This window comes from Escherichia fergusonii ATCC 35469, assembly GCF_000026225.1.
In the GTDB taxonomy this organism is placed as follows: domain Bacteria; phylum Pseudomonadota; class Gammaproteobacteria; order Enterobacterales; family Enterobacteriaceae; genus Escherichia; species Escherichia fergusonii.
The window spans coordinates 4298299-4312117 of sequence record NC_011740.1 but is presented as its reverse complement, the minus strand read 5'-3'; the positions used below and the strand labels follow the sequence as shown (position 1 = coordinate 4312117).

16 protein-coding genes are annotated in these 13819 nt (G+C 49.4%); 8 read left to right on the top strand and 8 right to left on the bottom strand.

The window, feature by feature from the left end:
• Positions 1–10: 10 nt before the first annotated feature.
• From frdD to blc, 3 genes are all read left to right on the top strand, one after another.
• The gene (gene frdD, locus EFER_RS20975) at positions 11–370 is read left to right on the top strand and encodes a fumarate reductase subunit FrdD (protein ID WP_000609663.1); all 360 of its coding nucleotides are present in this window, start codon (positions 11–13) and stop codon (positions 368–370) included.
• Positions 371–432: 62 nt separating this feature from the next.
• A complete protein-coding gene (locus EFER_RS20970; protein ID WP_015953934.1) occupies positions 433–1566 on the top strand; it encodes a BlaEC family class C beta-lactamase in 1134 nt (377 codons plus the stop codon).
• Positions 1567–1654: 88 nt separating this feature from the next.
• Entirely contained in the window at positions 1655–2188 is a 534-nt protein-coding gene (blc, locus tag EFER_RS20965) for a lipocalin Blc (RefSeq protein WP_001238369.1), read from the top strand.
• Here the strand turns inward: blc and sugE are convergent.
• The 4 genes from sugE to efp form a co-directional block, all read right to left on the bottom strand.
• The gene (sugE, locus tag EFER_RS20960) at positions 2185–2502 is read right to left on the bottom strand and encodes a quaternary ammonium compound efflux SMR transporter SugE (RefSeq protein ID WP_000118482.1); all 318 of its coding nucleotides are present in this window, start codon (positions 2500–2502) and stop codon (positions 2185–2187) included. The two genes, blc and sugE, sit on opposite strands and share 4 nt — an antisense overlap.
• 175 nt (positions 2503–2677) lie before the next feature.
• Entirely contained in the window at positions 2678–2824 is a 147-nt protein-coding gene (gene ecnB / locus EFER_RS20955; protein WP_000239596.1) for a lipoprotein toxin entericidin B, read from the bottom strand.
• A 110-nt stretch (positions 2825–2934) separates the two neighbouring features.
• Positions 2935–3060, bottom strand: a complete 126-nt coding sequence (gene ecnA / locus EFER_RS20950) for a lipoprotein antitoxin entericidin A (RefSeq protein WP_000977757.1) — start codon at positions 3058–3060, stop codon at positions 2935–2937.
• 51 nt (positions 3061–3111) lie between these two features.
• Positions 3112–3678 carry an elongation factor P gene (gene efp / locus EFER_RS20945; RefSeq protein ID WP_000257278.1) on the bottom strand — a complete coding sequence of 189 codons (567 nt, stop codon included), beginning with the start codon at positions 3676–3678 and terminating at the stop codon, positions 3112–3114.
• Positions 3679–3719: 41 nt separating this feature from the next.
• On the opposite strand from efp, the gene epmB reads away from it, so the two are divergent.
• Together epmB and yjeJ are read left to right on the top strand one after the other, a co-directional pair.
• Entirely contained in the window at positions 3720–4748 is a 1029-nt protein-coding gene (gene epmB, locus EFER_RS20940; protein ID WP_000940515.1) for an EF-P beta-lysylation protein EpmB, read from the top strand.
• Positions 4749–5122: 374 nt separating this feature from the next.
• Positions 5123–5989 (top strand): YjeJ family protein, encoded by an 867-nt coding sequence (gene yjeJ / locus EFER_RS20935; protein ID WP_001008087.1) that lies wholly within the window; start codon positions 5123–5125, stop codon positions 5987–5989.
• A 53-nt stretch (positions 5990–6042) separates the two neighbouring features.
• On the opposite strand, the gene EFER_RS20930 is transcribed toward yjeJ, so the two are convergent.
• The 3 genes from EFER_RS20930 to EFER_RS20920 all read right to left on the bottom strand — a co-directional run bounded on the left by EFER_RS20930 (position 6043) and on the right by EFER_RS20920 (position 8514).
• Positions 6043–6396 carry a DUF4156 domain-containing protein gene (locus EFER_RS20930; RefSeq protein WP_002431742.1) on the bottom strand — a complete coding sequence of 118 codons (354 nt, stop codon included), beginning with the start codon at positions 6394–6396 and terminating at the stop codon, positions 6043–6045.
• Positions 6397–6530: 134 nt separating this feature from the next.
• Positions 6531–8177 carry a chaperonin GroEL gene (gene groL / locus EFER_RS20925; RefSeq protein WP_000729132.1) on the bottom strand — a complete coding sequence of 549 codons (1647 nt, stop codon included), beginning with the start codon at positions 8175–8177 and terminating at the stop codon, positions 6531–6533.
• Between the two features lie 43 nt (positions 8178–8220).
• Positions 8221–8514 carry a co-chaperone GroES gene (locus EFER_RS20920; RefSeq protein ID WP_001026276.1) on the bottom strand — a complete coding sequence of 98 codons (294 nt, stop codon included), beginning with the start codon at positions 8512–8514 and terminating at the stop codon, positions 8221–8223.
• Positions 8515–8789: 275 nt separating this feature from the next.
• On the opposite strand from EFER_RS20920, the gene yjeH reads away from it, so the two are divergent.
• On the top strand, positions 8790–10046 hold the full coding sequence (gene yjeH, locus EFER_RS20915; RefSeq protein WP_000015864.1) for an L-methionine/branched-chain amino acid transporter: 1257 nt from the start codon (positions 8790–8792) through the stop codon (positions 10044–10046).
• A gap of 15 nt (positions 10047–10061) precedes the next feature.
• Here the strand turns inward: yjeH and EFER_RS20910 are convergent, their stop codons facing one another.
• Positions 10062–10538: an FxsA family protein gene (locus tag EFER_RS20910; protein ID WP_001267295.1), complete on the bottom strand. Its 477-nt coding sequence runs from the start codon at positions 10536–10538 to the stop codon at positions 10062–10064.
• A gap of 336 nt (positions 10539–10874) precedes the next feature.
• Between EFER_RS20910 and aspA the strand changes: the two genes are divergently transcribed.
• Together aspA and dcuA are read left to right on the top strand one after the other, a co-directional pair.
• Positions 10875–12311, top strand: a complete 1437-nt coding sequence (aspA, locus tag EFER_RS20905) for an aspartate ammonia-lyase (RefSeq protein WP_002431743.1) — start codon at positions 10875–10877, stop codon at positions 12309–12311.
• 113 nt (positions 12312–12424) lie between these two features.
• Positions 12425–13726, top strand: a complete 1302-nt coding sequence (gene dcuA, locus EFER_RS20900; protein WP_000637590.1) for an anaerobic C4-dicarboxylate transporter DcuA — start codon at positions 12425–12427, stop codon at positions 13724–13726.
• Positions 13727–13819 lie beyond the last annotated feature (93 nt).

The following is a 13819-nucleotide window of genomic DNA, read 5'->3' as shown; positions in this document are numbered from 1 at the left end:
GGAGCCTGAGATGATTAATCCAAATCCAAAGCGTTCTGACGAACCGGTATTCTGGGGCCTCTTCGGGGCCGGTGGTATGTGGAGCGCCATCATTGCGCCGGTGATGATCCTGCTGGTGGGTATTCTGCTGCCGCTGGGGCTGTTTCCGGGTGATGCGCTAAGCTACGAGCGCGTTCTGGCGTTCGCGCAAAGCTTCATTGGTCGCGTATTCCTGTTCCTGATGATCGTTCTGCCACTGTGGTGTGGTTTACACCGTATGCACCACGCGATGCACGATCTGAAAATCCACGTACCTGCGGGCAAATGGGTTTTCTACGGTCTGGCTGCTATCCTGACAGTTGTCACACTGATTGGTGTCGTTACAATCTAACGCATCGCCAATGTAAATCCGGCCCGCCTATGGCGGGCCGTTTTGTATGGAAACCAGACCCTATGTTCAAAACGACGCTCTGCGCCTTATTAATTACCGCCTCTTGCTCCGCACTTTCCGCCCCGCAACAGCTCAACGAGATTGTGCATCGCACAATTACCCCGCTTATAGAGCAACAAAAGATCCCCGGTATGGCGGTGGCGGTGATTTATCAGGGCAAACCTTATTACTTTACCTGGGGCTATGCGGACGTAGATAAAAAGCAGCCCGTCACGCAGCAAACGCTGTTTGAGTTAGGCTCGGTCAGCAAAACATTTACGGGCGTGCTTGGTGGCGACGCTATTGCGCGAGGGGAAATCAACCTAAGCGATCCCGCAACAAAATACTGGCCTGAACTTACCGCTAAACAGTGGAATGGGATCACACTATTACATCTTGCGACCTACACCGCTGGCGGCCTGCCGTTACAGGTGCCGGATGATGTTAAATCCTCAAGCGACTTGCTGCGCTTCTATCAAAACTGGCAGCCTGCATGGGCTCCAGGAACACAACGTCTGTATGCCAACGCCAGTATTGGTTTGTTCGGTGCACTGGCTGTGAAACCATCCGATTTGAGCTTTGAACAGGCGATGCAAACTCGTGTTTTCCAGCCACTCAAACTCAACCATACGTGGATTAATGTGCCGCCCGCAGAAGAAAAGCATTACGCCTGGGGATATCGCGAAGGTAAGGCAGTGCATGTTTCGCCAGGGGAATTAGACGCTGAAGCTTATGGTGTGAAGTCGACCATTGAAGATATGGCCCGCTGGGTGCAAAGCAATTTAAACCCCCGAAATATCAATGAGAAAACACTTCAACAAGGGATACAACTGGCACAATCTCGCTACTGGCAAACCGGCGATATGTATCAGGGCCTGGGCTGGGAAATGCTGGACTGGCCGGTAAATCCTGACATTATCATTAACGGCAGTGACAATAAAATTGCACTGGCAGCACGCCCCGTAAAAGCGATTACGCCCCCAACTCCTGCAGTGCGCGCATCATGGGTACATAAAACGGGGGCGACCGGCGGATTTGGTAGCTATGTCGCGTTTATTCCAGAAAAAGAGCTGGGTATCGTGATGCTGGCTAACAAAAATTATCCCAATCCAGCGAGAGTTACCGCCGCCTGGCAGATTCTCAACGCTCTACAGTAAAATTTCATCGGGTCCGAATTTTCGGACCTTTTCTCCGCTTTTCCTTGCTGTCATCTACACTTAGAAAAAAACCAGTAAGGAAACATTTATGCGCCTGCTCCCTCTCGTTGCCGCAGCGACAGCTGCATTTCTGGTCGTTGCCTGCAGTTCTCCTACGCCACCGCGTGGCGTGACCGTAGTGAATAATTTCGACGCTAAACGCTATCTCGGTACCTGGTATGAGATTGCCCGTTTTGATCACCGCTTTGAACGTGGACTGGAAAAAGTCACCGCAACATACAGCCTACGGGATGACGGCGGCCTGAATGTCATTAATAAAGGCTATAACCCTGACAGAGAAATGTGGCAACAGAGTGAAGGGAAAGCGTACTTTACCGGCGCACCAACTCGCGCTGCGCTGAAAGTATCATTCTTTGGTCCTTTCTATGGCGGTTATAACGTTATTGCACTCGATCGGGAATACCGCCATGCGCTGGTTTGCGGTCCGGACCGCGACTACCTGTGGATACTCTCCCGCACGCCAACCATTTCTGACGAAGTGAAACAGGAGATGCTGGCAGTCGCGACCCGGGAAGGGTTTGATGTCAGTAAGTTTATTTGGGTACAGCAACCCGGTAGTTAGTGAGTGCTGAGTTTCAGACCAATAATCCCCAATACGATTAACGCCAGGCTCGCCAGGCGCATCGGGTTAGCGGACTCACCGAGCAGCACAATACCGGTGATGGCCGCGCCGACTGCGCCAATACCCGTCCACACGGCATAAGCTGTCCCTACTGGTAACGATTTCATCGCCCAGGCAAGTAGCGCCATACTGACAATCATCGCCGTCACGGTAATAACACTTGGCGTCAAACGACTAAAACCGTGGGTATATTTCAGACCAACGGCCCATACCACTTCCAGCAGACCAGCAATAACTAAGATAATCCAGGACATATCAGGCTCCGGAGAATTGGGGCCGTCCCCGGTGAAAAGACGCGTTTGCAGGTCGTCCTGCAAAGCGGTTGGTTGAACGAATATTTTGCCAGGTGGCAGGGGAATTTCAACTATTACCTTAGTGACTATCGCAGAAAAAACAAACGGCACGACACACCTGTCGTACCGTTATTGCTTATTGCTGCGCTTTCGTTGCTGCGCCAGAAATCGCGTTACCGCCATCAGAAATGTCTTCACCAACGCCACGCGTGGTGTTGCAGGCAGTTAATACTGTTGAAAGCACCAGAACAGAAAAGATCGCTGCAATTGTCTTCTTCACCATAACGTCTTCCTTTTAGGTAATGTTATTTATGTTTGCCTATAGCAAATTAATAATAGACAACATCGCCAAAAATGACGGAAATCTGATGATTTTTCGGAAGAGAAGAAAAATTAGCTGGCAGCGCGGGAAATGGAGTTGCCGAGATGTTTGATGTCTTCGCCGAAACCGCGAGCGGTGTTACAGCCCGTGAGCAGCGTGCTGGCAAGCAAAACAAGAACGATAAGGCGTTTCATCATCTCTGACCAGAATAAGTGATGGTGCAGCCTGCAGGCCGCACCACAACCGTATTACTTCACGCGAGAGACATATTCACCAGAGCGGGTATCCACTTTGATGACTTCGCCGATCTGCACGAACAGCGGAACTTTAACCACAGCGCCAGTAGACAGGGTAGCCGGTTTGCCGCCAGTACCTGCGGTATCACCTTTCAGGCCCGGATCGGTATCAACGATTTCCAGTTCAACGAAGTTCGGCGGAGTAACGGAGATCGGCTGACCATTCCACAGAGTTACGATACACTCTGCCTGATCCAGCAACCATTTAGCGTTGTCGCCAATTGCTTTTGCATCAGCAGACAGCTGCTCGAAAGTTTCGTTGTTCATGAAGTGCCAGAACTCACCGTCGTTGTACAGGTAAGTCAGGTTCATATCGACAACATCAGCGCCTTCAGCGGAATCAGTAGATTTGAAGGTTTTTTCTACGCGAGTACCGGTCAGCAGACGACGCAGTTTAACGCGAGCAAATGCCTGGCCTTTACCCGGTTTTACGAATTCACTCGCTTCAACCGCGTAAGGTTCGCCGTCTAACATGATTTTAAGACCAGCACGAAAATCGTTGCTATAGTACGTTGCCATAAGGCCCTCTGAAATTTGTTAATTGGTAGCTAAGCCACAAAATGGCGCATATTGTAACCCTAAATACCCCATCCAGAGAAGATTGGTTAACGCAACTTGCCGATGTTGTGACCGATCCTGATGAACTTCTGCGTCTTTTGAATATAGACGCGGACGAAAAACTGTTGGCCGGACGCAGCGCCAAAAAGCTGTTTGCCCTGCGTGTGCCCCGCTCATTTATCGATCGCATGGAGAAAGGCAATCCGGACGATCCGCTTTTGCGTCAGGTACTTACCTCGCAAGATGAGTTTGTCGTCGCGCCCGGATTCTCCACCGACCCGCTGGAAGAACAGCACAGCGTAGTGCCTGGTTTGTTGCATAAATACCACAACCGGGCGCTTTTGCTGGTCAAAGGCGGCTGCGCGGTAAATTGCCGCTATTGCTTCCGTCGCCATTTCCCGTATGCCGAAAATCAGGGCAACAAGCGTAACTGGCAGACTGCACTTGAGTATGTTGCTGCGCATCCGGAACTGGACGAGATGATTTTCTCCGGCGGCGATCCGCTGATGGCGAAAGATCACGAACTGGACTGGTTGCTTACACAACTGGAAGCCATCCCGCATATCAAACGTCTGCGGATTCACAGCCGTCTGCCGATTGTGATCCCGGCACGCATCACAGATGCGCTGGTTGAACGCTTTTCACATTCTACGCTGCAAATCTTGCTGGTGAATCACATCAACCATGCCAATGAGGTAGATGAAACATTCCGCCAGGCTATGGCTAAGTTGCGCCGGGTAGGCGTTACTTTGCTGAACCAGAGCGTTCTGTTACGTGGTGTGAACGATAACGCACAAACGCTGGCAAACCTGAGTAATGCGTTGTTCGATGCGGGCGTGATGCCGTATTACCTGCATGTGCTCGATAAAGTACAGGGCGCGGCGCATTTTATGGTGAGTGATGACGAAGCACGGCAGATTATGCGTGAGTTGCTGACACTGGTGTCGGGATATCTGGTGCCGAAACTGGCGCGTGAAATTGGCGGCGAACCCAGTAAAACGCCGCTGGATCTGCAATTACGTCAGCATTAAACCAAAAGATGGATTTTTCAGTCACCTACAGCTAATGACACACGCGAAATTGCCCGATACGCTATGCTTATCGGGCTTACATGGTTTCTGCAATATATTGAATTTTCTAGATTTGTAGGCCATATAAGCCATTTCTGCCGCATCCGGCAATGGGTACAATGCACTTTGTCCTCAATATAAGGAGTCTTTTTCAGGCGCCTTTATTTATGGCTTGCAACTTAACCATTAAATTTGCTGGATGCTTTTTGTTACTCAACCCATAGAGTAAACATTCAAATTTGTGTTATTTTAATCGCCTTTACCACTACATCATTCATTAACTATATAAATCTTCAATAATAATTAGATTTAGTAATGGTTAGGGAGAACCTACAATGGCCATAAGTATTAAAGGCGTAAATACTGGTGTTATTCGTCAAAAAGATACTTTTATTGCGCTGGCATTAAAAATTCGCGAACCACGCAATAAAGAATCATTATTTTTCTTTTCCGTTATGGAGCTGCGTGACCTGCTGATCGCGCTTGAAAGCAGACTCTGGCAAAAACAGCAGATAAATGCTGATGAGCGACAGAACTACGAGAAAGCCCGCGATAAAGCCAACAAAAAGATGGTTGAAAACATCCCGGAACTTCAGGTAGAGGAACTGAAAAATGCCGATATTAATCGTCGAATTAAAACGCTTTCATTAATCAGTAATCAGGGTGAAGATTTAATTTTCGCATTAACTTTACATGACGGAAGTCAATGTGAATTACAGGTGAATGAACTGCAAATTGAAATGATAGCAAGAGCGATCATTCATGCCATCAATAATGCTGAAATGCTCGAACTGGCTCAGAGAATGACTTCTTTATTAGATTTCTTACCTTTATTTGATGTCGATTGTCAGGATAACGGTAATCTGGAATATGACTCTTATGATCAGCCAGAGTGGAAACATAATTTATTTAGCCATTATCTGGCAGTTATTTATCGTTATCAGGATCAGGAAGGCAAAGAACAGTTTTGCGGTTCTATTGTGAAATCCCGCGCGCCCTCAGGCGGTAAAGAAGTTGAGGGCATCACCCGTCGACTGCTTGATTTTAGCCCACGTCTGAAGAAAATCGCGCAAACACCGTGCCAGGTGTCTGTCAGAACGTTAACGGCTAACAGTTCGCAACAATTGACTCAGGAGCAGTGTTTACGTGCCCTGCATCATTTGCGAGTCCAAACTGCCCAAAAAGCTGCTGAACAAAAGTAATAGCAGATATACCAATGAACCCCAGCGATGGGGTTCATCATCTCTCACATTAATCAGTTCGGGCACTTGTAAACCTGACCGCTGATTTCGCTGTCAGTCGGAACAAAGCTGGACAACATACCTTGTGTCGGGCTGCTGATACCATAAATCACGTTACCACCCATTGCAGCTGCCTGGTTGCGCAGATCGTTTGCCGCACCACGCATAGAACCGCCTTCTTCACCGTGTTGCCCGGAAAGCCAGTTACTTTGCTTACCTGTCGCAGTACCAATCAGCTGGCACTCTGCACCTGGCTGCTCGTCTACAATGCGTACACTCTGACCGGCAGCACTCAATTCGTTGCTGGAGCTACAACCCGCCATCAGTAGCGCGGCACCGACAATCCCTGCTAAGTATTTTACGTGCATGTTATTCCCCATAATCAATGAGCTGGACGCCACTCGCGTCTGTGTGTGAATCTTATACTAAAAAGATGACTAAAAGAAAAACCCCCAGACATTTCTGCCTGAGGGTTTGTTTATTTCTGCGAGGTGCAGGGCAATTACATCATGCCGCCCATGCCACCCATGCCGCCCATACCGCCAGCAGCGCCTAAGTCAGCTGCATCGTTTTTCGGCAGGTCGGTAACCATGCACTCGGTGGTGATCATCAGGCCAGCCACAGAAGCCGCGTACTGCAGAGCAGAACGGGTTACCTTGGTTGGATCCAGGATACCCATGTCGATCATGTTGCCGTATTCTTCGGTTGCTGCGTTGTAACCGTAGTTGCCGTCGCCAGCTTTAACAGTGTTAGCAACAACAGACGGTTCTTCACCGCAGTTCAGTACGATCTGACGCAGCGGAGCTTCCATTGCACGCAGTGCAACTTTGATACCCACGTTCTGCTCTTCGTTCTGACCACGCAGGTCAGCCAGTTTAGACGCTACGCGGATCAGCGCAACACCACCACCAGCAACCACGCCTTCTTCTACCGCAGCACGGGTCGCGTGCAGGGCGTCTTCAACGCGTGCTTTTTTCTCTTTCATTTCAACTTCGGTAGCAGCACCAACTTTGATAACTGCAACACCGCCTGCCAGTTTCGCTACGCGCTCCTGCAGTTTTTCACGGTCGTAGTCAGAAGTTGCTTCTTCAATCTGCTGACGGATCTGAGCAACACGGCCCTGGATTGCAGCTTCTTCACCCACGCCATCGATGATGGTGGTGGTGTCTTTGTTGATTACAACACGTTTAGCCTGACCCAGGTCTTCCAGGGTCGCTTTTTCCAGCTCCATACCGATCTCTTCAGAGATTACGGTACCGCCGGTCAGGGTTGCGATATCCTGCAGCATAGCTTTACGACGATCGCCGAAGCCCGGTGCTTTAACCGCAGCGACTTTCACGATGCCACGCATGGTGTTAACAACCAGAGTTGCCAGCGCTTCGCCTTCAACATCTTCAGCGATGATCAGCAGCGGTTTGCCTGCTTTTGCAACGGCTTCCAGAACCGGCAGCATTTCGCGGATGTTGGAGATTTTCTTGTCAGCCAGCAGGATGAACGGGCTTTCCAGTTCTACTGCGCCAGTTTCCGGCTTGTTGATGAAGTAAGGAGACAGGTAACCACGGTCGAACTGCATACCTTCAACCACGTCCAGTTCGTCCTGCAGACCAGTACCGTCTTCAACGGTGATAACGCCTTCTTTACCGACTTTGTCCATCGCTTCAGCGATCAGTTTACCTACGGTTTCGTCGGAGTTAGCGGAGATAGTACCAACCTGAGCAATCGCTTTAGAGTCGGAGCACGGTACGGACAGCGCTTTCAGTTCTTCAACTGCAGCGGTAACGGCTTTGTCGATACCACGTTTCAGGTCCATCGGGTTCATGCCCGCAGCAACAGCTTTCAGACCTTCAGTGATGATAGCCTGAGCCAGTACGGTTGCGGTGGTGGTACCGTCGCCTGCAGTGTCGTTCGCTTTAGAGGCAACTTCTTTCACCATCTGCGCACCCATGTTTTCGAACTTGTCTTCCAGTTCGATTTCACGAGCAACGGAAACACCATCTTTGGTGATAGTCGGTGCACCGAAAGATTTATCCAGAACTACGTTACGGCCTTTCGGACCGAGGGTAACTTTCACTGCATCTGCCAGTACGTTTACGCCGCGCAGCATTTTCACACGAGCGTCGTTACCGAATTTTACGTCTTTAGCTGCCATTATCTTTATTCCTTAAATTCGTATGTTCAGTGTCGTGCGCGGATTACGCTTCAACAATTGCCAGAATGTCGCTTTCGGACATGATCAACACTTCTTCATTGTCGATCTTCTCAGACTTCACACCGTAGCCATCGTTGAAAATTACGATGTCGCCAACTTTCACGTCCAGCGGCTTCACTTCGCCATTTTCAAGGATACGGCCATTGCCAACAGCCAGCACTTCGCCACGGGTAGATTTAGCCGCTGCAGAGCCGGTCAGAACGATGCCGCCAGCAGATTTAGTTTCAACTTCTTTACGCTTGACGATCACGCGATCATGCAATGGACGAATATTCATTGATAACTCTCCTTTGAGAAAGTCCGTATCTGTTATGGGTGACGCCGGACCTTACATGGTTTCCCGGCTGGTGACCAGAGAAATGGGGATGGGCTTATCCCCCTTCAAGGGGGAAAATGAAAAAAAATTTTGATCAGCACAAAATCGGGTAAAAATCCTGATTCACCTCACGTTTCATCACAATTTCTACATCGCCGTCATAAGCGAATCTGATTGTGCTACCATCGAAAATCTACGCAGTTGCCCAAAATTTGGGCGCAATCGGATATCAACCCATGAGTGGACTCAAACAAGAACTGGGGCTGGCCCAGGGCATCGGCCTGCTATCGACGTCATTATTAGGCACCGGCGTGTTTGCCGTTCCTGCGTTAGCTGCACTGGTAGCAGGCAATACCAGCCTGTGGGCGTGGCCCGTTTTGATTATCTTAGTGTTCCCGATTGCGATTGTGTTTGCGATTCTGGGGCGCCACTATCCCAGTGCAGGCGGCGTCGCACACTTCGTCGGTATGGCGTTTGGTTCGCGGCTTGAGCGAGTCACCGGCTGGCTGTTTTTATCGGTCATTCCCGTAGGTTTACCTGCCGCGCTACAAATTGCTGCCGGGTTCGGACAGGCGATGTTTGGCTGGCATAGCTGGCAACTGTTGTTGGCAGAACTCGGTACGCTGGCGCTGGTGTGGTATATCGGTACTCGCGGTGCCAGTTCCAGTGCTAATCTACAAACGGTCATTGCCGGGCTTATCGTCACGCTGATTATCACCATCTGGTGGGCGGGTGATATCAAACCTGCGAATATCCCCTTCCCTGCACCAGGTAATATCGAACTTACCGGGTTATTTGCTGCGTTATCAGTGATGTTCTGGTGCTTTGTCGGTCTGGAGGCATTTGCCCATCTCGCCTCGGAATTTAAAAATCCAGAGCGTGATTTTCCTCGCGCGTTGATGATTGGTCTGCTGCTGGCAGGATTAGTCTACTGGGGCTGTACGGTAGTCGTCTTACACTTCGACGCCTATGGTGAAAAAATGGCGGCGGCAGCATCGCTTCCAAAAATTGTAGTTCAACTGTTCGGTGTAGGAGCGTTATGGATTGCCTGCGTGATTGGCTATCTGGCCTGCTTTGCCAGTCTCAACATTTATATACAGAGCTTCGCCCGCCTGGTCTGGTCGCAGGCGCAACATAATCCTGACCACTACCTGGCACGCCTCTCTTCTCGCCATATCCCGAATAATGCCCTTAATGCTGTGCTCGGTTGCTGCGTGGTGAGCACGTTGGTGATCCATGCTTTAGAAATCAATCTGGACGCTCTTATTATTTATGCCAATGGCATCTTTATTATGATTTACCTGTTATGCATGCTGGCTGGTTGTAAATTATTGCAAGGACGTTATCGGCTACTGGCGGTGACTGGCGGGCTGTTATGCGTTCTGTTATTGACGATGGTCGGCTGGAAAAGTTTCTATGCGCTGATCATGCTGGCGGGGTTATGGCTGTTTCTGCCAAAACGAAAATCGCCGGAAAATGGCATAACCACATAATCCGGCGTTTCGACATTAATCCTGGCGATCGTCTTTATGATCAAGGCGGTCGCGGTCATCATCCTTTCGCTGATACTCACCATCAAAAGTATTACCGCCACCGGTCCCGGCGCTAAAACCACCGCCTGGCATGCGAGAAAAGCGCAAATGCGGCATCAACTTCACTGTCAGATGCTTTTGCACCGGCGGTAATAAAAGAAGCAAACCGAGGAAATCGGTGAAAAAGCCTGGGAGCAGTAACAGCAAACCAGCAATGATCAGCGATACGCTTTTGATCATCTCCTCTGCCGGATTTTCCCCAGCAGCCATTTTCTGCTGCATCAGCACAAAATTCTTAAAGCCCTGGTTGCGAACCAGTGACATACCAATAACTGAGGTGAATATTACTAGTATAAGAGTCAGCAGAACGCCTAAGACATGGGCGACCTGAATAAAAATCGAAATCTCAATGTAAACGTAGAGAAAGAGAGCAAGTAAAGGTATCCAGCGCAAAGGATTCTCCTGTTATTCGCAACTGTTGACCACAGCTGCGCGTTAAATTTGCGTTACGCACTCGCCTGATATAGCGATGATTTTCAAAATTTCAAGGGGGTATCGGATATATTTATGGTATTAATCCTAAAGGGGTGATCCATTTCACAAATCAATAAATCAGCCCCAATTTCCGCCGCTTAAAGTGATCCAGATTACGGTAGAAATCGCATAGCAGCATATGATCTCAGGTATTCGGTCGATGCAGGGGATAATCGTCGGTCGAAAAACATTCATAACCGCATATATTCTGCGCGTTTAGAACAAATCATTGGCAGCTTGAAAAAGAAGGTTCACATGTCAAATAACATTCGTATCGAAGAAGATCTGTTGGGTACCAGGGAAGTTCCAGCTGAAGCCTACTATGGTGTTCACACTCTGAGAGCGATTGAAAACTTCTACATTAGCAACAACAAAATCAGTGATATTCCTGAGTTTGTCCGCGGGATGGTAATGGTGAAAAAGGCAGCGGCTTTAGCTAACAAAGAGCTGCAAACCATTCCTAAAAGTGTAGCGAATGCCATCATTGCCGCATGTGATGAAGTCCTGAATAACGGAAAATGCATGGATCAGTTCCCGGTAGATGTTTACCAGGGCGGCGCAGGTACTTCCGTTAATATGAACACTAACGAAGTGCTGGCCAATATTGGTCTGGAACTGATGGGTCACCAGAAAGGTGAGTATCAGTATCTGAACCCGAACGACCATGTTAACAAATGTCAGTCTACTAACGATGCCTACCCGACCGGTTTCCGTATCGCTGTTTATGCTTCCATCATCAAACTGATCGACGCGATTAACCAACTGCGTGAAGGCTTTGAACGTAAAGCTGTCGAATTCCAGGACATCCTGAAAATGGGTCGTACCCAGCTGCAGGACGCAGTTCCGATGACTCTCGGTCAAGAATTCCGTGCTTTCAGCATCCTGCTGAAAGAAGAAGTTAAAAACATTCAGCGTACCGCTGAACTACTGCTGGAAGTTAACCTCGGTGCGACCGCAATCGGTACAGGCCTGAACACGCCGAAAGAGTACTCTCCGCTGGCAGTGAAGAAACTGGCTGAAGTCACTGGCTTCCCGTGCGTACCTGCTGAAGACCTGATCGAAGCAACCTCTGACTGCGGTGCTTACGTAATGGTACACAGCGCACTGAAACGCCTGGCTGTGAAGATGTCCAAAATCTGTAATGACCTGCGTCTGCTCTCCTCTGGCCCGCGTGCCGGCCTGAACGAGATCAACTTGCCGGAACTGCAAGCTGGCTCTTCCATCATGCCTGCTAAAGTTAACCCGGTAGTACCGGAAGTCGTAAACCAGGTCTGCTTCAAAGTTATCGGTAACGACACCACTGTTACCATGGCAGCAGAAGCGGGTCAGCTGCAGCTGAACGTCATGGAGCCGGTGATTGGTCAGGCAATGTTTGAATCCATTCATATCCTGAGCAACGCTTGCTACAACCTGCTGGAAAAATGCGTTAACGGCATCACTGCCAATAAAGAAGTCTGCGAAGGCTACGTCTTTAACTCTATCGGCATCGTCACTTATCTGAACCCGTTCATCGGTCACCACAACGGCGATATCGTCGGTAAAATTTGTGCTGAAACCGGTAAGAGCGTGCGCGAAGTCGTTCTGGAGCGCGGGCTTCTGACTGAAGCAGAGCTTGATGATATTTTCTCTGCACAGAACCTGATGCACCCTGCTTATAAAGCAAAACGCTATACTGATGAAAGTGAACAATAATCGAATTGTGTAGGACCAAAAAGGCACGTTTAATAACGTGCCTTTTTATTTAAAGGTAGTAACCAAATAACAACAAATTGATATCAATTAATCAATAAACAAGGAAGGCTAGTATGATAGTTGTCGAACTTATTATCGTATTGCTGGCAATCTTTTTAGGTGCCAGACTTGGGGGCATAGGTATTGGTTTTGCAGGCGGATTAGGTGTTCTGGTTCTTGCTGCCATTGGCGTCAAACCCGGTAACATCCCATTCGATGTCATTTCCATTATCATGGCAGTTATTGCTGCTATTTCTGCCATGCAGGTTGCTGGCGGTCTGGACTATCTGGTTAACCAGACAGAAAAGCTGCTGCGCCGTAACCCGAAATATATCACGATCCTCGCGCCCATCGTGACCTACTTCCTGACCATTTTTGCCGGGACAGGTAACATCTCCCTGGCAACGCTGCCTGTTATCGCAGAAGTGGCTAAGGAACAAGGGGTTAAGCCGTGCCGTCCGCTGTCAACGGCGGTGGTTTCCGCGCAGATCGCGATTACTGCATCACCGATCTCTGCGGCGGTGGTGTACATGTCTTCTGTAATGGAAGGTCATGGTATTAGCTACATCCATCTGCTTTCTGTAGTCATCCCGTCCACTCTGCTGGCTGTTCTGGTGATGTCCTTCATCGTCACCATGCTGTTCAACTCTAAACTTTCTGACGATCCGATTTATCTCAAGCGTCTGGAAGAAGGTTTGATTGAGCTGCGCGGCGAAAAGCAAATTGAAATCAAACAAGGCGCGAAAGCATCCGTCTGGCTGTTCCTGCTGGGCGTAGTTGGCGTAGTTATCTATGCGATTATCAACAGCCCAAGCATGGGTCTGGTTGAGAAGCCGCTGATGAACACCACTAACGCTATTCTGATTATCATGCTGAGCGTTGCGACTCTGACCACTGTTCTTTGCAAAGTGGACACTGACAATATCCTCAACTCCAGCACCTTCAAAGCAGGGATGAGCGCCTGTATTTGTATCCTGGGTGTTGCGTGGCTGGGCGATACGTTCGTTTCCAACAACATCGACTGGATCAAAGATACCGCTGGTGAAGTGATTCAGGGTCATCCGTGGCTGCTGGCCGTCATCTTCTTCTTTGCTTCTGCTCTGTTGTACTCTCAGGCGGCAACCGCAAAAGCACTGATGCCGATGGCTCTGGCACTGAACGTTTCTCCGCTGACTGCTGTTGCTTCTTTCGCTGCGGTGTCTGGTCTGTTCATTCTGCCGACCTACCCGACGCTGGTTGCTGCGGTACAGATGGATGACACGGGTACGACTCGTATCGGTAAATTCGTCTTCAACCATCCGTTCTTCATCCCGGGTACTCTGGGTGTTGCTCTGGCCGTTTGCTTCGGCTTCCTGCTGGGCAGTGTAATGCTGTAATGACCAATCGCGGGGCGTTCACGCCCCGCTTTCTTTCCCGCCGACTAACATCCTTCCCCCGACCGTTGTATAGTGACCTCTCTCTTGCGGTTC